The 21782-nt window shown below is 62.1% G+C and carries 18 protein-coding genes and 2 pseudogenes; 9 read left to right on the top strand and 11 right to left on the bottom strand.

Translation table 11 applies throughout. The features are described 5' to 3' along the window. From F6X37_RS33240 to F6X37_RS33230, 3 genes are all read left to right on the top strand, one after another. A partial coding sequence (locus tag F6X37_RS33240) for a hypothetical protein (RefSeq protein ID WP_262420120.1) occupies window positions 1-1751 on the top strand: 1751 nt, incomplete at its 5' end. A 232-nt stretch (window positions 1752-1983) separates the two neighbouring features. Beyond that, window positions 1984-2109: a hypothetical protein gene (locus F6X37_RS33235; RefSeq protein WP_260321215.1), complete on the top strand. Its 126-nt coding sequence runs from the start codon at window positions 1984-1986 to the stop codon at window positions 2107-2109. A 55-nt stretch (window positions 2110-2164) separates the two neighbouring features. Continuing rightward, the gene (locus F6X37_RS33230; RefSeq protein WP_187614215.1) at window positions 2165-4129 is read left to right on the top strand and encodes an enterotoxin; all 1965 of its coding nucleotides are present in this window, start codon (window positions 2165-2167) and stop codon (window positions 4127-4129) included. Between the two features lie 309 nt (window positions 4130-4438). Here the strand turns inward: F6X37_RS33230 and F6X37_RS33225 are convergent, their stop codons facing one another. After that, a complete protein-coding gene (locus tag F6X37_RS33225) occupies window positions 4439-6310 on the bottom strand; it encodes a beta-galactosidase (protein WP_187614214.1) in 1872 nt (623 codons plus the stop codon). Between the two features lie 300 nt (window positions 6311-6610). Between F6X37_RS33225 and F6X37_RS33220 the strand changes: the two genes are divergently transcribed. Further along, window positions 6611-7102: an aminoacyl-tRNA deacylase gene (locus tag F6X37_RS33220; protein ID WP_090807449.1), complete on the top strand. Its 492-nt coding sequence runs from the start codon at window positions 6611-6613 to the stop codon at window positions 7100-7102. Between the two features lie 122 nt (window positions 7103-7224). On the opposite strand, the pseudogene F6X37_RS33215 reads toward F6X37_RS33220, so the two are convergent. Beyond that, window positions 7225-7464, bottom strand: a pseudogene (locus tag F6X37_RS33215) (filamentous hemagglutinin); the annotation flags it as partial. Between the two features lie 10 nt (window positions 7465-7474). Here F6X37_RS33215 and F6X37_RS33210 point away from each other — a divergent pair. Further along, window positions 7475-8063: pseudogene (locus F6X37_RS33210) on the top strand (GGDEF domain-containing protein); the annotation flags it as partial. Between the two features lie 146 nt (window positions 8064-8209). After that, window positions 8210-8902: a cytochrome b/b6 domain-containing protein gene (locus tag F6X37_RS33205; RefSeq protein WP_187614213.1), complete on the top strand. Its 693-nt coding sequence runs from the start codon at window positions 8210-8212 to the stop codon at window positions 8900-8902. 44 nt (window positions 8903-8946) lie between these two features. Here F6X37_RS33205 and F6X37_RS33200 read toward each other — a convergent pair whose 3' ends face one another. Together F6X37_RS33200 and ilvD are read right to left on the bottom strand one after the other, a co-directional pair. After that, window positions 8947-9408 (bottom strand): CHRD domain-containing protein, encoded by a 462-nt coding sequence (locus F6X37_RS33200; protein ID WP_187614212.1) that lies wholly within the window; start codon window positions 9406-9408, stop codon window positions 8947-8949. A gap of 640 nt (window positions 9409-10048) precedes the next feature. After that, window positions 10049-11911: a dihydroxy-acid dehydratase gene (gene ilvD / locus F6X37_RS33195; RefSeq protein WP_187614211.1), complete on the bottom strand. Its 1863-nt coding sequence runs from the start codon at window positions 11909-11911 to the stop codon at window positions 10049-10051. 478 nt (window positions 11912-12389) lie between these two features. Here ilvD and F6X37_RS33190 point away from each other — a divergent pair, with 478 nt between their 5' ends. Continuing rightward, window positions 12390-13781, top strand: a complete 1392-nt coding sequence (locus tag F6X37_RS33190) for a short-chain fatty acid transporter (protein WP_090807457.1) — start codon at window positions 12390-12392, stop codon at window positions 13779-13781. Window positions 13782-14093: 312 nt separating this feature from the next. On the opposite strand, the gene F6X37_RS33185 is transcribed toward F6X37_RS33190, so the two are convergent. From F6X37_RS33185 to F6X37_RS33170, 4 genes are all read right to left on the bottom strand, one after another. Beyond that, window positions 14094-14525, bottom strand: coding sequence for an NUDIX hydrolase (locus F6X37_RS33185; RefSeq protein WP_090807459.1), 432 nt, complete (start codon window positions 14523-14525; stop codon window positions 14094-14096). Between the two features lie 23 nt (window positions 14526-14548). Then, window positions 14549-15193 (bottom strand): LysE family translocator, encoded by a 645-nt coding sequence (locus F6X37_RS33180; RefSeq protein WP_187614210.1) that lies wholly within the window; start codon window positions 15191-15193, stop codon window positions 14549-14551. 89 nt (window positions 15194-15282) lie between these two features. Further along, window positions 15283-16263 (bottom strand): substrate-binding domain-containing protein, encoded by a 981-nt coding sequence (locus F6X37_RS33175; RefSeq protein ID WP_187614209.1) that lies wholly within the window; start codon window positions 16261-16263, stop codon window positions 15283-15285. Beyond that, a complete protein-coding gene (locus F6X37_RS33170) occupies window positions 16260-17624 on the bottom strand; it encodes a leucine-rich repeat-containing protein kinase family protein (RefSeq protein ID WP_187614208.1) in 1365 nt (454 codons plus the stop codon). The genes F6X37_RS33175 and F6X37_RS33170 overlap by 4 nt, the downstream gene beginning before the upstream one ends. Window positions 17625-17921: 297 nt before the next feature. Here F6X37_RS33170 and F6X37_RS33165 point away from each other — a divergent pair, with 297 nt between their 5' ends. Further along, window positions 17922-18545 carry a methylated-DNA--[protein]-cysteine S-methyltransferase gene (locus F6X37_RS33165; protein WP_184061654.1) on the top strand — a complete coding sequence of 208 codons (624 nt, stop codon included), beginning with the start codon at window positions 17922-17924 and terminating at the stop codon, window positions 18543-18545. A 134-nt stretch (window positions 18546-18679) separates the two neighbouring features. Continuing rightward, entirely contained in the window at window positions 18680-18985 is a 306-nt protein-coding gene (locus tag F6X37_RS33160) for a panthothenate synthetase (RefSeq protein ID WP_187614207.1), read from the top strand. Between the two features lie 8 nt (window positions 18986-18993). On the opposite strand, the gene F6X37_RS33155 is transcribed toward F6X37_RS33160, so the two are convergent. From F6X37_RS33155 to F6X37_RS33145, 3 genes are all read right to left on the bottom strand, one after another. Further along, entirely contained in the window at window positions 18994-20235 is a 1242-nt protein-coding gene (locus tag F6X37_RS33155; protein ID WP_187614206.1) for a Zn-dependent hydrolase, read from the bottom strand. Next, window positions 20229-20519, bottom strand: a complete 291-nt coding sequence (locus F6X37_RS33150; RefSeq protein ID WP_262420118.1) for a hypothetical protein — start codon at window positions 20517-20519, stop codon at window positions 20229-20231. Before F6X37_RS33150 ends, F6X37_RS33155 begins: the two co-directional genes overlap by 7 nt. A gap of 103 nt (window positions 20520-20622) precedes the next feature. Next, entirely contained in the window at window positions 20623-21330 is a 708-nt protein-coding gene (locus F6X37_RS33145; RefSeq protein WP_187614205.1) for a dienelactone hydrolase family protein, read from the bottom strand. Window positions 21331-21782 lie beyond the last annotated feature (452 nt).

The raw sequence follows: 21782 nt of genomic DNA, 5'->3' as shown, positions 1-21782 counted from the left end.
CCGAAAGAGCGACGGTGAACCGGGTGCCAAGACCATCTGGCGAGGGCTCGATCAGGTACTCGCTGCCGCTGACACGCTACGCGCGCTCCGCGACGGGCTCGGCTAAGGACTTATGTATAACGCTATGGGTATTAGTCACCATGCTTGTATACGCTAATAGTTTCGTCTTTGAACCTGACGACAATCCAACACGGATTATTCAGCTGGTGGCAAAGTGGGTAGGCAAACGCGCAGGGAGCTACGTCGACGGAAACAGATTAGCCGAGGGTATTCGTGAGTTGCGTTTAAGGGACGGCAGCATCTTGAGTTCTCGCGCCACGCTGTCCGACAGTCAGATGGACTACCCGTATTTTTTTTGCGCCCGATTTAGTCACCGCGACGATAAGGTTTCGGGGCGAAAGTGGATCACCGAAATTGGGCTGCGACAGGATGAGGTAGGTAAACCTGTTTTGTGCACCCTTTTGCTCAAGACTGATGAAGTCAGCGCACGTGTCACTGATCTTATTCAGGTGACGCGGCCAAAACTGGTTCAGCAGTTGATTGCTGCATGCCACCCCGTAGGGCAAACGCCTGGGCTTAGCGTAAAACGGCTTGACGAAGAAAGTGCACCTGCATTTCTGCGGGAGGTAGAACGCCAGGGCCGCGAACACCCGCTTGTACTGACGAGCTGCGCAAGGGACGGCAGCTATCCGGTTGTTCCAGATCGCTTACGGTCAATCCTCGTTGGGTTGGCCGATGTCGTTGACGTGCCTGCATCCGTCGATACGTTCGCAATCGAAGAGACAGTGGGAAGGCGTTATATTTCCTTCGGTGGCGCAATCAATATCGTTTTTCCTGTGCGGCAGGGCACCCGCGGATTGTTTTGCGACACCGTTTTGCTTCGACCAGACGAAATCATTGCAATTCAGAATACGGGTAACTCAATCGAGTCTGAAGTTTTGGCTGTGGTTACCCACCGTACCAATTTGCCTTATTCTTGGCGACACATTGCGCCAGAGACCGTCAGCCAAGCGGTCTTACGAAAGCAACTGGCAAGAGCTATCGAACGCGCAAATAGCAGCAACCATTCCGACGAACTAACCGAATATACCGAATTGCTGGAAGCTGCGGATCAGGAGCTACGATCCAAGGACGACGAGCTTGCGCTCGTGAGAGGTGAGTACGAATCAAAGGTCCTCGATACACAAAGACTCGAAGCAGATATTGCAGGGCTCAAGCACGCCTTAGCCGGGCGACATTTTTCCGAAGATACGCAAGCTGATGAGGTTGTTCAAGCGTTGACACCGTTGCGCGAATCAGTCGCTGCGGTACTCAAAGCCAACCCTAGCATTCAACAGTCCCTAGAACTGATCGCCTCATTGTATCCGGAAAGAATAGTCGTTTTAGACACGGCAATTACTTCCGCCAAAGATTCTGATCGGGGTGGTTCTCGTTTGGGAGCCAAGGCCATCGATCTGATGTTTAAGCTGGCCTCCGATTATTGGCAAGCGCTTGTGGACGGCAAAGGGGATCAGCAAGCGAAATCCGTCTTTGGGCAAAACTCCTATGCAGCGAACGAAGCAAGCGCGCTGAGTAACGAAGGGAAGAAGAGACGCACGTTCTCATACCGGGACCGTGACTTTGTCATGGAAAAGCATTTGAAGCACGGCGTGAAAGATAGCTTGGCGGAAACCTTGCGCGTGCATTTTGAGTGGGTTGCCAGCGAACGAAAGATCATCATCGGCCATTGTGGGAAGCATTTAGATTTCTGACGATGAAGGCGTGATCAACGAATGTCATTTGCGAAAACATCTAACGAAGCCGGAAATATGAACGTAGCGACGGTCGGTCACGGCCCGCACGACATGTACAACTGAATGACCGTAATTCACCAACAAGCCGCCGTTGAAGAAATGGAATTCGAATGGCGGGACCGGGTCGTAAGTACGCGTTGGCGGATTTGAGAGTCGCCGCTCCGGAGCCGCCTCGGGCGAGCGCTACGGTGTGCCCGGCAACGAAGCGGTGCTCAACGCGTTCTTGCGCTACCACCATACGCAGGGGCTTTCCGAACGGATAATGACTATCGACGAACTGTTCGCGCCTTCCACCACGGCGCAGTTCGTTATCTGACGCCATTCGCGGGGGTGGCGAAAATCTCTTCCTCTGGCCCGAGACAGGTTTCTCCATGCGCGCCAACCATGCTTTGTCCACGCAAACTGGCATGCCCGTGCTCCAGACGACGGGCCATATCTCCTCGTTCGGCAACGACGCGATTGCATTGCGCTGGACGAACGAGGACAAACGTCTCGCCGGTTTCTCACTGATCGATTGCGAGCGCAAACGCACGTTACGCATCGTCGCGCCGCTCACGCTCACGCTCGCTGACGGAACCACCATCGGCCTGGCCGAGCTGAGGGTCGTTGCGCCCGTGAGCGACGCTGCGCTCGAACCCAACCCGCATGCGTCCCGCTTGGGCGAACGAATCGCAGGGCGACGCGCGAGCGTCTCCCTGGTAGACACACATGGACGCCTAAAGGTGCAATGGAGCGTGGAGCAGCGCGAAGGGTCACGATATCTGCGCGTCCAGCTGGCGATTACGGCGCTTCTTCACGACGAAGCGATCGCTGCCGTCTCATTGCTGAAGACGCGCGCTCCAGGCGCCAGGGCCAGTAGTGAGCGCAAGGGCACGCCGGTCATTGCGGGCAACTTCTATCTGGGCTTCGAGCACCCGCTGGCGACAAGTCAGGTGAAGGGCGACAGCCTCAGCTTCATGCTGCATCGCGCGTTGCCGCTGGAGAAAAACAGGACGCTGGTCTACTCCGCTGTGGCAGGTGTAGCCAGCGACGGCCAGGTTCGGCGCGACTTCGGCATCTATCTGGAGCGGGAACGGGCTCGCCCGTATCGCCCGTTTCTGCACTACAACAGTTGGGGCGACATCGGCTACCTCACGCCGTACACGCAGGAGCAGGCGCTCGAGCGCATCGCAACAATCGGCCACGAGTTGCACACAGCGCGCGGGGTGCAGATCGATTCGCTTCTGTTCGACGATGGCTGGGACGACCTTGGCGGCGGCTGGCATTTCAGCAAGGCATTTCCACATGGCTTCGTTCCGCTGCGCGACGCTGCCGCGCGATTCGGCGCCGCTCCCGGCATATGGCTTTCCCCGTGGGGCGGCTACGGTATGCCGAAACAGGAACGCGTGACGCGAGGACGTGCCGCTGGTTATGAGGTCATCGACAACGGTCTCGCATTATCGGGGCCGACGTATTACCGGCGCTTTCATGAAGTCGTGATGGACTTGCTCGACAAGGGCGGCGTCAACCATTTCAAGTTCGACGGCACAGGCAATGTCGACAGGGTGTTCCCCGGCAGCCTGTTCGACAGCGATTGGGACGCGGCGATTCAACTGATCGAGGACATCCGCGCGGCCAAGCCCGAAATTTTCATTAATCTCACCACAGGTACGCATCCGTCGCCGTTCTGGCTGCGCCACGTCGACTCCATCTGGCGCGGCGGCAGCGACGATGGCCTGGCGGGCAGCGGCACCAACCGCGAGCGCTGGATCACATACCGCGACATGCAGACGTATCACAACGTCGTGGAGCGCAGTCCGCTCTTTCCGCTCAATTCGCTGATGCTGCACGGCATCCTCTACGCGCAGTGCAATCCACGCCTCAATGCGTCGGCGGGCGACGCATTCTCCAACGAAGTGTGGTCGTTCTTCGGGACCGGCACGCAATTGCAGGAGCTCTACATTACGCCGGCGCTGCTGGGCGAGCACGACTGGGATGTGCTTGCGCGCGCCGCCCAATGGGCGCGCGAAAACGGCGACATTCTTCGCGACAGTCATTGGATCGGCGGAGCGTCGGACGAACAGGCGGCCTACGGTTGGGCAGCATGGGCGCCGCACAAGGCGATCGTGACGCTGCGCAATCCTCACAGTCGCACGCAACGCTTCACACTCGACCTGCGGCGCCAACTGGAACTGCCGGATCACGCGGCGGCACGATTCGAATCGCGCAGCCTTGGGCGTGCGGGGGATTCCGGTATTCCTGCTCAACTGGACGCTGATCTGTCGCAAGCAGTGCAACTGGCGCCGTTCGAAGTGCTCACGCTCGAACTGCTGCCGGTTGCCGCCGCGAAGCGGTGAAGGGGGGACGAGGCGTAGGCGCTAGGGCCTGTTCACGCTAATAACGGGCTTGCGAACGTGCCTTTCCGCGCGTAGTGCAAGGAGAGAGGAGCGCCGTTTGGCCGAGCCAAACAAGCGACGACCGACGCCGCAATACGGGCGGAAAGGCACGTTCCCCTGTATTAAAAAAACCTTCCAGGGGCTGGCCGCCAGAAGGGCCGATCGCCGCGTCATGCTCCTTGCGAATACGTCGAGTATTCGTTGCGTCGCAATCCTTGCGCTCGGCCCTTCTGGCGGCCAGCGCAAGCCCGTTATTAGCGTGAACAGGCCCTAGTACAACCTGTCGGCCAGTTGAATCGGCTTTGCCTCGATCTGATGGAGGTCGAAGACCAGCACCTCGTTGTTACCTTGCACGAGCCACGGCGCGGGACAATACAGGCGCCTTTGCGGGCCGATGTTCCAGTAGCGTCCGAGATTGTGGCCATTGACCCAGACGATACCCTTGGTCCAGTTGCTCATGTCGAGCCAGGTGTCGCCGACTTCAGTCAGCAGCACGCTCGCCTTATAAAAGAGACCGGGTTTCCGTGGGTTCGTGCAGTCTTCGTTGAGGTTGGCGATAAACGTTTCATCCATCGGCAGCAGGTAGATGTCCCATTCCTCGAGCAACGCGAGCGAGCCGTCGACGTGTTTCATCGTGACCGGCTCGAGCAGACCTTTACGGTCAACGATCGCGGGTCCGAAGTTGACGCGCCCCATGGCCTCGACGAGTATCTCCAGCGCTACCTGGCCGTCCGGGTTCGACCCGTGGTTGTGCCGCGCCGAAGGCAGGGCAAGCGGCGCGCGATGCATCATGTGGAGCGACTGCGCGTACTCCTGCGGCAGTTGCGCTCTCGATACGCCGCCCGCGTACCGTTCACCAAGGAAAACCGTTGCGTAGTCGTGAACGGCGCTGATATCCAGCACACCGCGCGCGTGCTCCGGCAAAGACTTGCGATACAGCACGAAGCCAAACGCCTGACCGTAGCGTTCAAACGACTGCGGCTCGACGCCATGCTCGCGTGGCAGTGCCGCGGGCAGGTTGTCCCAGATCGAGGCGTAGAGCGTTGGCATCAAGGCCTTAGCTCCTGCGCAGTCAAGCGTGGCGATGACCTCGGGTATGGCTGGCAAAGGTTCGGGCAGATAGCCGGCGATCAGGTCTCGATACTTGATGTACTTCGGCGTCGCCATGCCTTGCTCGCTGATCGGCGCGCAGTAGTCGTAGCTCGTGATGTCGGGCTGATAGTTGCCTGAAGCGTCCACGTTCGCGCCGGCAAAAAAGCCAAAGCTCGTGCCGCCGTGAATGACATACAGGTTGAACGACAGCCGCGCCTGCATGAACGTGGCCAAGGTACTGGAGAGGTCGTAGTCCACGCCCGCGAACCCCGCTTCGCCCCAATGCGTGAGCCACCCTGGGTACACCTCGCCTGCCATCGCGGGCACCGAGGGGAATTCGCGGCGCACGGTTGCGATCTGCGCTGCGTCGCCGTTGCTCAGCGCGATCGCGCCGCCCGTTACCGTGGTGCGATTGCGTTCGAGTTGCGGCAGACCGTCTTCGGTGTAGAACGGCCCGGTTATGCCTCCTGCTAGCCAAAGCTGCCTGAGCTCTTCGAGGTAAGCCGGATTGCTCGCATACGAACCGAATTCGTTCTCGATCTGGATCATCAGGATCGGTCCGCCGTGCTCGCTCATCAATGGCTTGATACGCGGAACCAGTTCGTCGATATAGCGAGCCACCGCCGCCATGTAGCGAGGATCGGTGGCCGAGTCGGTCCGCAACTGGATGTCCGGATCTCGCAACAGCCAGGAAGGGAGGCCGCCCAGATCCCACTCTGCGCACACGTAAGGCCCGGGGCGCAACAGCACCCACATCTGCTCGGCTTGGCACAGGCGGATGAAGGCCTCGATATCGCGATTCCCGCTGCGGAAGTCGAACACCCCTCTATGCGTCTCGTGGTAATTCCACATGATGTACAACGCGATGCAGTTCATCCCCATCGCCCTTGCCATGCGGATCCGGTGTCGCCAGTACTCGCGCGGGATGCGGGCTGGATGCATCTCGCCGCTGCGAATCTGGAACGGCAGGCCGTCGAGCAGGAAATGTTCGCCGTCGGGGCTAAAGGAGAAGGTATGGCTGCGTTCGAGGTTCACGATGGGCGTTGTCAAGTCGACGAATGCAGGCTACCTGTAAATCGGCTGCACCTGCGAGAACGGTAGAACGCAGTTCCTTAACGATCGACAGCTTGCGAATTTTTTCGGTCCGCGGCGGCGCCATGCCTCGCACGGACCAAAGGTGTCGTTCGCCGGACCGGCCGACCAACGTCAGCTGAGGAACGGCGGATTCAACCGGTGGACGCGATCGCTCGATGGAATCGTTCAGTTGGCGTGCGTATTGCCGGTGCGTGAACTATTCTGAAAAGATCGCAATTGTTCATTCCTTTTCAGGTATTCGACAGGAGGTGTGCCATGTCGATGTCGCCAACCTTGCAGGACTGCCTGCGCAGCAAGGGTTCCCGCTACGAAGTCGTGCGTCACCCATACAGCCACTCGAGTATCGAAACGGCTGCTGCGGCGCACATTCCGGGCGACCGCCTCGCCAAGACCGTGCTCCTCGAAGACGAACACGGCTACGTGGCCGCCGTGCTGCCGTCAACTTACGCCGTGCAGCTCTCCGAACTCTGGAGCAAGACAGGGCGCCGGCTCGCCCTGGCCACGGAAGTCGAACTGCGCGAATTATTCAAGGACTGCGATGTGGGTGCGCTGCCGCCAATTTGTATGGCGTATGGCATGAAAACCTACCTGGAATCCAGCCTGGCAGGCCAGCCCGACGTCTACTTCGAGGCGGGCGATCACGAAGAACTGATTCATATGGAAGCGGATCAGTTCCTCATGCTGATGGACGATGCGGAGCGCGCCCATTTCGCCCGGCGGATGCGAGGGTTGAGCGGGCGGGCCTGACCCAACTGGCCAGCCCGTGCGCTGGCCGCGATAATTTGACCGCCTTTTGCTTCATTTGTCAGGGGGTAACTAATCAGCGGAAGCTAGAATTTTTTTCCAACTTCCGCTTGATTAGTCACGCGTCATTGCGCCAGCTGCCAGCGCAGCACCGGATGCGTCGCGCCGGCAGGCATCGCCCATACCCCCGTCGGACCGAAGTCATCACCCACGAATGATGCCGGTGTGCTCATCTGCGCGGTGGTCAGCCCGTTCGCCGCGGGAATCGGCGTGCCGTAGACGACGCCGGCTGTGGCGGTCGTGGTGTCGGTGTCCCAGTACACATCGTTCCCGATCATGCCTGTATTGACCCGCGCGATGCCGATCGGCTGATAGTTGCTCCGGCTGACCCGGGAAGAAATTCATGGTGAGCTTTTGCAGGAGTCCCGCACGGATTACCTGACTCGCCTCGGAAATCGAAAGCTGTTTTTCGAAGAGGGGGAGCGGGTTATCAGCGACCGCGGCATAAATCGACTACCCGTCACACTTCTTGCGTTCGACCTCGATCACTTCAAGAGAATCAACGACCACTTTGGGCACAAGACCGGCGACGAGGTTTTGAGGTCATTCGCGGAAACCGTTCGAGCCGTGACGGGTACGGATGCGATTCTTGCACGCATCGGCGGCGAAGAATTTGCCGCCCTTCTGCCGGGCTACGACAGCGACCGCGCAAAAAAAGCTAGGCGAGAACGTTCTCAGCCGGTTCGCCGCAATGTCCCATGGCGCCGACGGCGACCGGATTCGCGCCACCGTCAGCATTGGACTCTCCGAGTCAAGTCGCGAAACGGCTTCCCTCACCGACCTGCTCTCAGCCGCCGACCAGGCGTTGTATCGAGCCAAGTCGCTGGGCGGCAATCGGCTTGAACAGACGCCAATGACCGCGCTCGCCGCCGCCAGCTGCTCTTCGAGTGGCAATCGGACTTAAGCTCCCGCCGGATAGAGTGTGGGGAAGTTTCCGGTCCCGCTCGAAACACTGAATTCATTTGCCAGCACGGCTCCGTCGATTTTCCGCGTGGCCGAGGAGCCACGCGGATTTTCGTCCGAGCGCGATTGCGCACGCAGGTACGACACATGGATGCTCACGAACCCGACACGCGGCCGACCCAGCCCGTAACCCGCCCTGTCCTTGTCTGGGACGCGCCGGTGCGGTTGTTTCACTGGCTGGTGGTCGTGCTGGTCACGGCCGCGTATGTCACGTTGAAGCTGAACTGGATCGACTGGCACGTGCGCGTCGGCGAGACGCTGCTCGCCCTTGTTATTTTCCGGCTGCTGTGGGGCTGCTTTGGCAGTGAGACCGCCCGCTTTCGCAGTTTCGTGGCATCACCCGCGGCTGCGCTTCGTCATTTGCGCCGCCTGTTTCATCGCGAGCCCGATGTGCAGGTAGGCCACAATGCGGCCGGCGGCTGGATGGTTCTATTTCTGCTCGTCTTGCTGCTGACCGAGACGCTGAGCGGGCTCTACGTCAACAACGACATCGCCGACGAAGGGCCGTTTAGCGAACTGGTGCCCGTGTGGCTCGCCAACGCAATCTCGGCGCTGCACGGACTTGTCTGGTACGTGCTGCTCGCCGCGGTGGTACTGCACGTGCTCGTGATCGCCCTCTACGCGGTAGCGAAGGGACACAATCTGCTGCGGCCGATGCTGACCGGCTACAAACGGCTGCCCTCGTCCGTGGACGCGCCGCGGCAGGCGCCAGCGCTGCTGGCGCTGCTGCCATTCGGCGTCGGCGTTGCCGTGGTGATGCTGCTCGCGGCTTATCTGTGAGCCTGCCGCAAACCCGCTCTCCGGGCGCGGCTACCGTGCCTGCTTCAGTTGCCCTTCGGCGGCTTCACCTGGCCGCGAATTTCGCCATTCGGATTGTTCTTCGTGTGAACGTTGATGTACATGTCACCGGCTTCGAACATCTTGGCGTCGTCCGTAGATAGCGTGGCCTGACCGGTGATCGGGCTCGTCACCTCCATGTTGCCCTTCTGCGACAACCAGACTTTTATGCCTGCGTTTTTACCTGCCGGGGCGGGCCCGTGGAAATGCGCCATCGTGGTCGGACTCGTCAATCCGCTAAAGCTGATGTTCCAGGTGACGACCCGCGTGCTGGGGTCGTACGTGAGCTTGGCGGTGCCGCTGCCAGGCGTCTGCACCGGCGGAACCTGTTGGGCGCCCGTCAAAGGCACCTCGAACGAGACGGGCGCCGCTTGCGCCAAGGTCAGCGTACCCGCGAAGGCCAAACCACAGAACACCATGAAAGCGCGCCGCGTGATGGATCGTGACATCTGGTTTTCTCCTGTTGGGTTTGCCCTTGGTGAGCGGGCGATTATTGAAGACTGCAGAAGACCTCGTCGGCGTTGTTGGCAGCCAAACAAGTGAGTCAAGCATAGACGCAAGCAGGCCGTAACGCGAAGGTTGCATGAGGCCGAAATCCGGCTATGCGTGGCAACCGCCCCGTTACGTCGACGCCAGATGAGTCTGTCCAGCGATTCGAAAGGAAACCGTCGGGCGAAAATCGTTGAAATTTGATCTGGCGCGAAAAATTCTTCCGGTACGAGATGCGCTTCGTGCGGAGGCAGCGGATGTAACTGGCGCGACCTGGCGTTGCGCCAGGAGCCTTTCGGTGACGGCGATACCGTTGCCTCGGCGATGGCGAGAGCCGATACAGCGCTCTATGCCGCGAAAGCCAACGGCAGAAACTGCGTGATGCTGGCGGGGTCGTCGCAGCGTGCCGATGACATCGTTTCCAGTTTTTCGGCTTAGGAAAGGCTCCGCGCAGGGCTGCGCAGGAGACGCCTGAGCGATCGTCCATTCGCACTGCCACTGCAAAAAAACCGGCATGCAGCCGCCCGCATACCGGTCTCTATTGGGGCCCAGTCGCGTCACCGCGAAAAGGGCCGCCGCGCTGGTCCGCGCCCGTGCGCTTTATTTGCGCTTCAATTGCGAAATATCGCGCACCGCGCCGCGATCGGCCGAGGTCGCGAGCGCCGCGTACGCCTGCAATGCCTGCGACACGACACGCTCGCGATCGGTCGGCTGCCATGCGTCGTCGCCGCGCGCTTCCATCGCCGCGCGACGGCGTGCGAGCTCTTCATTCGACACCGCGAGACGCATCTTGCGCTGCGGAATGTCGATCTCGATCACGTCGCCGTCTTCGACCAGACCGATCGTGCCGCCTTCCGCCGCTTCCGGCGACGCATGGCCGATCACGAGCCCCGACGAGCCGCCCGAGAAACGGCCATCGGTAAACAGCGCACAGCTCTTGCCGAGACCCTTCGACTTCAGATACGAAGTCGGGTACAGCATTTCCTGCATGCCCGGACCGCCCTTCGGACCTTCATAGCGGATCACCACGACGTCGCCCGGCACGACCTTGTCACCGAGAATCGCGTCGACCGCGTCGTCCTGGCTTTCGAACACGCGCGCGCGACCCGAGAACAGCCACTGCGATTCGTCGACACCCGCGGTCTTCACGATACAGCCCTTCTCCGCGAGATTGCCGTACAGCACCGCGAGGCCGCCGTCCTTCGAGTACGCGTTGTCCTTGCTGCGGATACAGCCGCTCTTGCGGTCCGTGTCGAGCGTCGCGTAGGTCGCTTCCTGGCTGAAGGCGACCGTGGTCGGAATGCCGCCCGGCGCCGCGCGGAAGAATTTCTGCGCTTCCTCGCCCGCGTCGCCGGCGATGTCCCACTTCGCGATCGCGTTGCCGAGGGTGCCGCTATGCACGTTGCCGCACGACAGATCGAGCAGCTCCGCGCGCGCGAGTTCACCGAGAATACCGACGATGCCGCCCGCGCGATGCACGTCCTCGATGTGGTACTTGTCGGTCATGGGTGCGGCCTTGCACAGGCACGGCACCTTGCGCGAGATACGGTCGATGTCCGACATCGTGAAATCGACGCCCGCTTCCTGCGCGGCGGCCAGCAGGTGCAGCACGGTGTTGGTCGAGCCGCCCATCGCGACGTCGAGCGTCATCGCGTTTTCGAACGCCTGCTTGGTGGCGATGCTGCGGGGCAGGACCGAGGCGTCCTCTTCCTGATAGTAGCGGCGGCACAGATCGACGACCAAGCTGCCCGCCTGCTCGAACAGGCCCTTGCGCCATGCGTGCGTCGCGACGATGGTGCCGTTGCCCGGCAACGCGAGGCCGATCGCCTCGGTCAGGCAGTTCATCGAGTTCGCGGTGAACATGCCCGAGCACGAACCGCAGGTCGGGCACGCGCTGCGCTCGACTTCGGCGACTTCGGCGTCGCTGATCTTCGGATCGGCGGCCTTGATCATCGCGTCGATCAGGTCGATCTTCGCGATCACCTGGCCGTCGGTCGGCGACTTGATCTTGCCCGCTTCCATCGGACCGCCCGACACGAACACGACCGGAATGTTCAGGCGCATCGCGGCCATCAGCATGCCCGGGGTGATCTTGTCGCAGTTCGAGATGCAGACCATCGCGTCCGCGCAGTGCGCGTTGACCATGTACTCGACCGAGTCCGCGATCAGTTCGCGCGACGGCAGCGAATACAGCATGCCGCCGTGGCCCATCGCGATGCCGTCGTCGACGGCGATCGTGTTGAATTCCTTCGCCACGCCGCCGGCCGCTTCGATCTGCTTCGCGACCAGCGCGCCCAGCTCGCGCAGATGCACGTGGCCCGGCACGAACTGCGTGAACGAATTCACGACCGCGATGATCGGCTTGCCGAAATCGTCGTCCTTCATGCCGGTGGCGCGCCACAGCGCGCGGGCGCCGGCCATGTTGCGGCCATGAGTCGAAGTGCGTGAGCGATAGTTAGGCATCTGTATCCTCAGGTATTGCTGTTATCGGTTTTGATGAGCGCCCGCGCGGGCGTGGGGATCGCAGCGCGGACTTTGCGCTGGGAACGAATAGTGCAAGAACGCCACTAAGACGTCCAATATATTTTTTCTGCGTAATTAGGTCGAGGAAAGTATTAAACGATGCCGCGACCGCTCGGCCGATTTCACCTTTCTTGACATTGCCCGCTCCCACCGCGAATAATGCAGCGTTCGTTTAACGAAACCGTGTTCACCGTAAGAACATTGAAACGGAAACAGAGGTCTTTTCGAGCGCAACACCGGGTTCGAGGCCAGGCGCGCCCAAGCCTGGGCCCACCCTCCTGGATTCGCGCCAATCTGTCCGCTGTGATCAAGATCAGGTAAGGCAAGTTTGCCGCCAATACGCGCCAGCACCCGCGCCGGCGCGCCGTACCCGCCCCTCCGCCCAGCACAGGGCCGGGCACTACACAGAGTCACACACATGAAGCGAGACACTCCCCCTCACGCCGCCGGCCGACCGGCCGCTTCGCGCGGCATCGTCGAAGGGCTGGTTTATGTTTTCGAGCAGGTCATGCCCGACCCGTTCGTCCTGTCGATCTGCCTGACGTTCTTCGTCGCCGTGCTGGCAATGCTGATCGCACCGAACGGCACACTGCCGACGCTGCTCGATTCCTGGTACACCGGCACGTTCGGCATTCTGGGCTTCGCGCTGCAGATGATCCTGATCCTTGCGACCGGCTACGCGATCGCGGAAGCGCCGATCGTGCAACGCGGTCTGCGCGCGCTCGCGTCGCATGCGAACTCGCCGACGCGTGCCGCGCTGCTCGTGTTTCCGGTCGTCGCGGTTGCCGCGTGGCTCAATTGGGGGCTCGGGCTCATCGTCGGCGCGTTGCTGTCGCGGGAAATCGCGCGGCGCGTCGACGTCGACTTCGCATGGCTCGTCGCGGGCAGCTATTCGGCCTGGTCGATCTGCAACAGCGGGCTGTCAAGTTCGATCGCGCTATCGCAGGCATCGCACGGCAATGCGCTGAATCTCGTCGAGAAAGCGACCGGCCACGTGGTGCCGCTCAGCGAAACCATCTTCGCGCCGTTCGTGTTCATTCCGACCGTGCTGGTCGTCGTCGTGATGACCGCGATCTTCATCAAGATGCATCCGAAGGCGGAGAACGTCGTCGCGTTTCGTCAGAGCGGCGAAGCAGCCGCCGACGCGCCGAGCGACGACCCGCATGCCCGCGCGAGCAGCGAGACATCGCTCGCGGCGCGCCTCGAACAGTCGATGCTCGGCACACTGCTGATGCTCGCGCTCGGCATCGGCTATCTGGCGCTGACGTGGCACAAGGAAGGATTCGATCTCGACATCAACAACACGATCCTGATCTTCCTGATGATCGGTCTCGCGCTGCAACGCACGCCGATCGCGTACGCGAATTCGATTCGCCGCGCCGCGCGTCAGACCGGCTCGATGCTGCTGCAATATCCGATGTACGGCGGGATCATGGGCATCATGAAGGGCACGGGTCTCGCGTCGATGATCGCGAAAGCGTTCGTGACGATCGCGTCACCGGTCACGCTGCCGCTGTGGAGCTATCTGAGCTCGCTGATCATCACGCTGCTGGTGCCGAGCGCTGGTGGCCACTGGGCGGTGCAGGGTCCGTTCGTGCTGCCCGCGGCGCTCAGCCTGCATGCGTCGGTGCCGCGCACCGCAATGGGCGTCGCGATGGCCGAGAATGTATCGAACATGTTGCAGCCGTTCTGGGCCGTGCCGATCGTCGCGATCGCGGGTATCCGGATTCAGCGCGTCATGGGCTATACGGCGGTGACGTTCGCGGTGTCGCTGGTGATTTACGCGGTGGCGTTGTGGCTCGTGCCGTAACCACAATGACCTGAGTCGAACGATCTCGCTACCGTCAAAACAAAGGGCCGATGAAGCAATGCTTGATCGGCCCTTTGTGCTTTTGCGGCGTACCGTTCGCTGTTACATCTTGACGACGTCCAGCAGCGTCTTTTTGCCGTCCTTGTAGTCGTACAGCGAGATCACGCCGTGCTGAAGGTCGCCCTTCGCGTCGAACGTCGCGATTGGAGCCGCGTCAATTGGCGGTCGTTTCGTCGCTCGATTCAGCGGGAGGGTTTGATTCGTTCAGGAAATCGTCAGCAAAAGTGACGAGATAAGCAGCAACTCTGCGAATCACGGCTTGAAATCGGCCAGCATCACACCGTCGCGGATATGCGCGAGAGCGGCCGCCACGTAGTCGACGACCGGTGCCGGTGGATGGTCCGGCTTCGCCCATACGAAGCCAGAGCACTTGTGCGGCTCCATGTTCGCCAGTTCGCCCTGCCATGAACGGCACACGAGAAAGAAGCTGATGCGGTTCGTGTCCGAGTCGCGCCGCATCACGAGTTTGAATTCGAGCGCGCCGGGCGCGATCGTCACACCGGCTTCTTCTTTCGATTCTCGAATCGCGCATGCCTCGATCGATTCGCCCGGTTCGAGATGGCCGGCAATCAACGCGTACTGGCCGTCCCTGAAACCGGTATTCGCGCGCTGGATGAAAAGGCACTCGCCCTGCCCATTCAGGAACAGCACGTTCACATCGACGATGCTTTGCATTCGGCTCATTTTCTTGCCGGCATCATGACGGACTAGCCGCGTTGCGCGGTCAGCAGCTTGATGCCGAGCGCGACGAAGACTAGCCCGCTGCCGCGTTTGATGGCCGCGACCCAACGGCTGGCTCCGACGCGCGTATGGATACCGCGCACGCCGAGCGAATAAATGGTGTGCACGAGCGCGACGGTGACCGCGATCGTCAGATACATCACGATGAACTGCTCCGACAGGCCGCGCTCGTGGTCGATGAATTGCGGCATGAACGCCGATAGAAAGATCATCGTCTTCGGATTGCTGCCCGACACGAGCAAGGCTTCGCGGAATACCTTCTTGCGCTCGAACGTATAAGCGGACGATGCGACGCCCGCCGGCTGCGCGGCCCGCGATGCCTCTTTGTTGCCGCCGCGCAGTTGCCTGATGCCGAGATACATCAAATAACCCGCGCCGAGCACTTTCATCGCGACGAAGAGCGGCGGCAGCATCGTCAATACCGCGCCGACACCTAGCGCCACGAGCGCGACGACGACTCCTTGCGCGAGCAGATTACCGGCGACGCTCGCCGCCGCGCCGCGGTTTCCATAGCGGACCGAATTGCGGATCACGAGCAGAACGTTCGGTCCCGGCGAAATGGTGGTGAGCAGATAGGCACCGGCGAAAAGCAACCAGGTATGGAAGGACATGGCAGGCCCAGCAGTTCGTTGTGGTTGAATACCAATACACCGGACATCATCATGCCACGGAAAAAATCGCTGCCGCGTCGCGCGCCGCCTCAACGCTTCGAGCCCGTCACCAGTTGCAGCGGCGTCTCGATCACCTTCGACAACTCGCGCTGCTTGCGCCGCTCGGTCACCGCCTTCAACGCGAAGTCGATGCCGAACACGGTCTGGCGGCCGGCGAACTGGTTCATCGTCGCGAGCACGCGGCCGTCGGCGAGTAGCGGCTTGATCGCATCGATCGCGTCGTAGCCGGTGACATAGACGCCGCCGCCGCGACCCGCGTCGCGAATCGCGTCGACCGCGCCCATCGCCATGTTGTCGTTGCCGCATAACAGCGCGCGCAACTGCGGGTGCTCGGCCAGCATTTTCGCGGCCACGTCGCGGGCCTTGCCGTACTCCCAGTCACCCGACTCGACCGCGACGACCTGCACGTTCGCGGCATCCATCGCATCGCGGCTGCCGGCCGTGCGCTGCTGCGCATTGCTGCTCACCGAAATGCCTTCGATGATGCCAACCTGATCGCCGGGCTTCAGCCGCGTGGCCAGATATTGGCCGACCTGCTTCGCGCCGTTGCGATTGTTCGGCCCGACGAACGGCACCGAGATGCCGGCGGCCGCTTGCGCCGCATCGTCGAGCGGGTTGTCGATCGTGATCGTGATGATGCCGGCCTTGATCGCGCGCGCGATCACCGGGATCAGCGCCTTCGAGTCGGTCGGCGCGATCACGATCGCGTTCACCTTCGCCCTGATCGCCTCGTCGACCATGCGGATCTGCGCGGCGGTGTCGGTCTGTTTGGCCGTGCCCCGAATCGTCAGGCTGAATTGCGACGAGAAGTGGTCATGGTAATTGCGCGCAGCGTCGACCATCGCGACCGTGAACGGGTCGGACATCGATTTGAGTACGAGCGCGATCTTCGGCTTCGTGCGGGGCAGCACTTCGGCGCCGGCATCGTCCGCGAACAGCGCGATGCCAGTGAGACCGGTTGCGGCCAGCGCGCCCGCGAGCAGCACGCGGCGGCGCATGTTCTGCGTCATGGCTTGACTCCTTCGCGGAGGTGCCGGTTGCGGAGGTGCCGATCGAACGACGCGACGCTGGCGGCAATTTCGTCGAAGAGCGGCCGGCTGTCGATATCTTCGCTCAGACAACGCGTCTTCAAGGCGGCGAGTTGCGCGTCGAGTCCACCGGAGACGTCGCTACGCTCGAGCAGTTCTTCGAGCAGACAGCCGTATGCCCTCACTTCGAGCCGCTGCAACGCGATAGCGAGCTCGCGATCGCCGGCGTCAAAAAACGACGCCGCCCCGAAATCGCCGAGCAGCGCGCGCCCCGCGCCGCCGTGCAGGATATTGTGCGCGTACAGATCGCCGTGCATCACGCCGCCCCGATGCAGATGACTCGCGACCTTGGCGATGCCGCTCGCGATACCGAGCACCGTCGCAAGGTCGAAGCGCGCGTCGTCGCGATAGATGTCGCGCGTACACGATGCGAGGCTCGGCGGGCCGGCGAGATTGGCGAAGCGCGTATCGATCAATCCCATCACGAGGCCATGCGTATCCGACGGATGCCCGATCACCTTGCCGAGCACGGGGATCAGGTTCGCATGTTCGCCGCCGCGAATGCAAGCAGCCATCTCGCAGTCGGGCAAACCGTCGCTCGTCACCGCACCCTTGAACAGCTTGACGGCGACCGCACGCGGCGCGGGCTCGTTGTTCGCGTGCAGCGCCGCGCGATAGATGACGCCCGATGCGCCCTCGCCCAACGGCCGTTCGAGCTGCAACGCATCCCAACGAATGCCGCTGATCGGTGTGTCGATGAGCGCCGCCTGTTCGAGCGCCGCGTTGAACGGATTGCCCGCATACGCGAGCCACGCGAGCCGCGGCAGACGCAGCAACCAACGCGGCAATGCATCGAAACGATTCGCCGCGAGCCGCAGCAATTCGAGCCGCGTGCATGCGGCCAACTCCTCGGGCAGCGCGCGCAGCCGGTTGCCGGCAAGCATCAGCTTCTGCAGTTGCGTGCAGCGGCCAAGCTCCGCGGGCAAGCGTTCGATGTCGTTGTCGGTCAGAATCAGCCAACGCAGCAGCGGCGGCAGCGCGCGCGCCGGCACCTCGCGGATGCGATTCGACTTGAAGCCGATCATGGTCAGTTGCGCGCATTCGCCGAGCACGCCGGGCAATTCGGTGAACGGGTTGTTGGACGCGAACAGGATGCGCAGTTTGCGCAGACGCGGCAGATCGTCCGGCAGCGTCGTCAATGCGTTGTTCGACAGGTCGAGCACTTCGAGCGTATCGGCGAGATCGAAAATCTCGCGCGGAAATTCGCTCAGGCCGCACGCGAGTTTGAGTTCGCGCGCACCCGCCAGTCGCCCGGCCCGCAGTTGTTCTAAAGTCGTGGTCACAGTCGTGGGAAAGAAGATCGGGTAGCGCCCGCAGCGCGTCGTACCGAAGCTGTCGATTTTACTGAGTCGAAGGTCATCTGGGGTTCTCTGCGGTACAGTGATGCGAGCGTCGCGGGGGTCACGGCCGTCGCGGCCATGTCGAATGCGAATGAGACAGCAATATCTGGAGCGCGTTCGGGCCACGCAAGCGACACACTATCGGATAACGGCGCAGCCTTCATGCAGTTTTGCGCGTCCGGTCGTCGAAACGCCGCCTCGCAAGTCCTTGCGCCGCCACCCTGTCAGGAGCCTGAGAAAGTGACGTATGCATACAAGTTGATCGATTCGCCGGTCGGTCAGTTGAAGCTGGTGGCGAAAGGCGAATGCCTCGCCGCGATTTTGTGGGAGCACGACAAGCCTGACCGCGTGCGACTCGGCGAGATGAGCGAAGCGAACGAGCTAGCGGTGCTCGTGGAGACCGCGCGGCAATTGCACGAGTACTTCGCGGGCACGCGCCAGGCCTTCGATCTGCCGCTCGAGTTTCACGGCACCGAGTTCCAGAAGCAGGTCTGGCGCGCGCTGCTGACCATTCCGTTCGGCCAGACGCGCAGCTACTCGGAGATCGCGCAGCAGATCGGCAACGTCAACGCGGTGCGCGCGGTGGGCGCGGCAAACGGCCGGAATCCGATCTCGATCGTCGCGCCGTGTCATCGCGTGATCGGCGCGTCGGGCGAGCTGACGGGATTCGCCGGCGGCCTCGCCAACAAGATGCTGCTGCTTTCGCTGGAGGCGGGGCAGACCTCGCTCGAAGCAGCGGCGGACCACGCGCAAAGGCAGGCGCCTGAGCGGGGAGCGGCGCAAGCGGTCAAGGACGATGCGCCCGCGAAACCGGCGCATCGTCAGCCGAGCCGGGGAACGCAGGGTTCGCTGTTCGGTAGCTAAAGCAGCGCACACCCGGCACGATGCGCCACCCACCGGCCGTAATCGCCGATGCTTCGTCCGCGATCAGCACCATCGCCCGCGCATGCAACACCTATCCTTAAGATGCCCTTTGGGGCATCGAACAGGAGGATGACATGCGCATGCTTCTCAACATACAAATACCGAACGAACCGTTCAGCACACTCGTGCGCGAAGGCCGAATCGGCGACCTGATGAGAAAGATCCTCGATGACATGAAACCAGAAGCCATCTACTTCACCGAGCAGCAGGGCAAACGCGGCGCGGTGGCGGTCGTCGAGGTCGCCGATGCATCGGCGATCCCCGCGCTTGCCGAACCGTGGTTCCTGACGCTCGACGCCGACTGCGAGCTGCGCATCGCGATGCTGCCCGAGGATCTGATGAAAGCCGGGCTCGACGCGCTCGGCGACAAGTGGAAGTAGCGCGGCCCTCAGGAATGCCTGGCGGATAGCTGCAGCAGTATCGAAGCCGCGGCCGTCGCCGCGACCTGGCAGCCGAGCACGATATGTGCCTCGGCCGTGTCCTCGATAAAGTCGTGACTCACGCCGCCGATGCTCGGCACGAACATCATGCACGCCGGCATGCAACGCGCGATCACCTGCGCGTCGTGCGCGGCGCCGCTCGGCATGCGCAGCCACTGGCCCGGCGCGAGTGCTTCGGCGGCTCGCGCGATGTGCTCCGCGAGCGTGGCGTCCATGCTGACGGGTTCGATCGGCTCGTCGAGCGTCTGCAATTCGACGCTCACCGCGTCGTGCGCGTTGAAATCGCGCACCAGTTCCGCGAGCGCGCGTTCCATGGCCTGAAGCCGTGCCGGGTTCGCATCGCGGAATTGCAGGTACATGTCGGCCGCGCCGGGCACGACGCTCATCGAGCCCGGATCGAGATCGATGCGGCCCACGGTCCAGACGGTATCCGCGTCCGCCAGCTGCCCGAACGCGTCGTTCATCCGCGCGATGAACGCGACGAGCGCCGCGCCCGCGTCGCGGCGGATCGCCATTGGCGTCGTGCCCGCGTGGTTACGCTGACCCGTGAAGCGCAGTCGCGATTCGCGTAGCCCGACGATCGTCGTGACGACGCCGATCGCTTTGCCGATCGCTTCGAGACGTCCGCCCTGCTCGATATGCGGCTCCAGATACGCGACCTGGCGCCCTGCCTCGAAACGCGCACGCGGTCGGCCCGCCAGTCCAGCGGCCTCGAGTACGTCGGCGAGGCGTTCGCCCTGCCGATTCGTCGCGCCGCGAATCGAGTCGTCGACCGCCTCGCCGACGAAGCTGCGGCTGCCGAGCAGGCCCGAGAACGTGCCCTCCTCGTCGATCCACGACGCGACGTCGACGGCGAGGTGCCGCGTCGCGTCATGCTCCGCTAGCGCGCGGGCGATTTCGAGCCCGTACATCACGCCCATTGCGCCATCGAGCCAGCCGCCGGTCGGCTGCGTGTCGGTATGCGAGCCGATCACGAGCGCGGGACCGCTATTGCGCGAGCGTCCGAACACGGTGCCGACGCCGTCGATGCGCGCGTCGAGCCCCGCCTCCGTCATCCGGCCGACCAGCCATTCGCGTGCCGCCAGATCGACCGGCGACAGCGCGAGCCGGACCACGCCGGGACCGGTCGCGCCGAAACCGCGCAGCCGTTTGAGGTCGGCCATCAGCCGGTCAGGATCGATCTTCACCACGTTGTCATCTCCATGAATTGATTGCGGATATACGCATGAAGCCCACCCTCCGGCTCGAACAATCGATACAGCGTGGGCCGCGACAGCTGCGACATGGCCAGCACGCTGTCGACCGTCAGATCAGGTTGGCCGGGATTTGCGTCGATATAGCGGCGCGCTGCCGTGGACATCGCGGTGCGTGCCACCGCCCGCGCACTGCCGGTCAAGCCTGTTTCCTTGCCGAACGCCGCCGCCATCAACAGCGCGCAGATGTGGAGCGCTTCCTGAGCCGCGGGCGCGTCCATCGTGGGCAACGTGCGACAGATCGGACGGCCGTATCAAGAAAGCGCCACGACCGCGGGCACTCTCACGAAGCGGACGAACCGTCCGCTTCCGCCATTCACCAACTCATTTCCACAGCGTGCGGCCAAAGAACGTCAACGTACGATCCCATGCCTGTTGCGCCCAGACCGGGTCGTATTGCGTCCTCGCGATGCGGCCCGACCCGACCGCCGTTTCGTTCGCGAACGCGTGACGCGCCAGATAGCGATGAAACTCGACGTCGACTTTCGCGTCGGTGAGTTTCTTTTCGAGCGCGTCGACGGTGTCGGCGGCGAAGAACTCGTCCTGCAGACCCCAGTGGCCCATCACCGGAACCTTGATCTTCGACGCGTCGATATAGTCGAGCGGCGGGAAGCCATACCAGACGACTCCGGCCGCCACTTCAGGCACGTTGCACAGCGCGAGGAACGTCAGCGCGCCGCCCATGCAATAGCCGGTCAAGCCAACCTTCGCCGCGTGCTGCTGCAGATACTGGACCGCGCCGCGCACGTCCTGCGTTGCGGCATCGCCGAAATCGAGGCCGCTCATCAAGTGGTGCGCCTCATCCTCTTCGACCGTCGACTTGCCGCGATACAGATCGGGCACCAGCGCGAAGTAGCCGGCTTTGGCGAGGCGATCGGCGACGCCGCGAATCTGGTCGTTCAAGCCCCACCATTCCTGGATCACGACGACCGCGGGCGCGCCCGCGGTTTTTTCAGGCTTCGCGAGATAGCCCTGTAGCTGCTTGCCGTCGGGACGGTTGAACGTGATCATCGAACCTGCGTCTTGGGTCATCGGTCGCTCCTCTAGTAGACGAAACCGCTAGCATAGCGCCACTACCCCGTTGTCTGTCCAATCGGAATCGTGCCAACGCGCGAGCGTGATCCCGCGGAATCTGCCCGTTATGTGAACCGAACAATATGAGGATCAACATCAGGAAAAATTCGTTAATTGATTCGTCGACGCGAGAGACGCCCTCAGCCGTTTCGTGTTGAAAGCTGGCGTAAAAACGCGACGCAGAAATCAGGCCCGCGCGACATGTGATTTCGCGCACGCATTCAAGCGCTTTTATCCAATGGGTGAATGACTCGACTGAAAGCTTGACGTATTGCGATGCGCGCTAGAACGAATGGCACTTACTTAAGCCTACATGGAGGAGAAGACGCGGGTAAGTGCTTGAAGAGAAAGGGAGGGGGCTGATCCAGGGATTGATACGATGGTTGTTACCAGGCAAACACCGTCTCATT

The sequence above is a fragment of the Paraburkholderia sp. 31.1 genome (genome assembly GCF_014397645.1).
Classification (GTDB): domain Bacteria; phylum Pseudomonadota; class Gammaproteobacteria; order Burkholderiales; family Burkholderiaceae; genus Paraburkholderia; species Paraburkholderia tuberum.
Note: the sequence above shows the minus strand (reverse complement) of the source record. Positions and strands in the feature narration are given on the sequence as shown.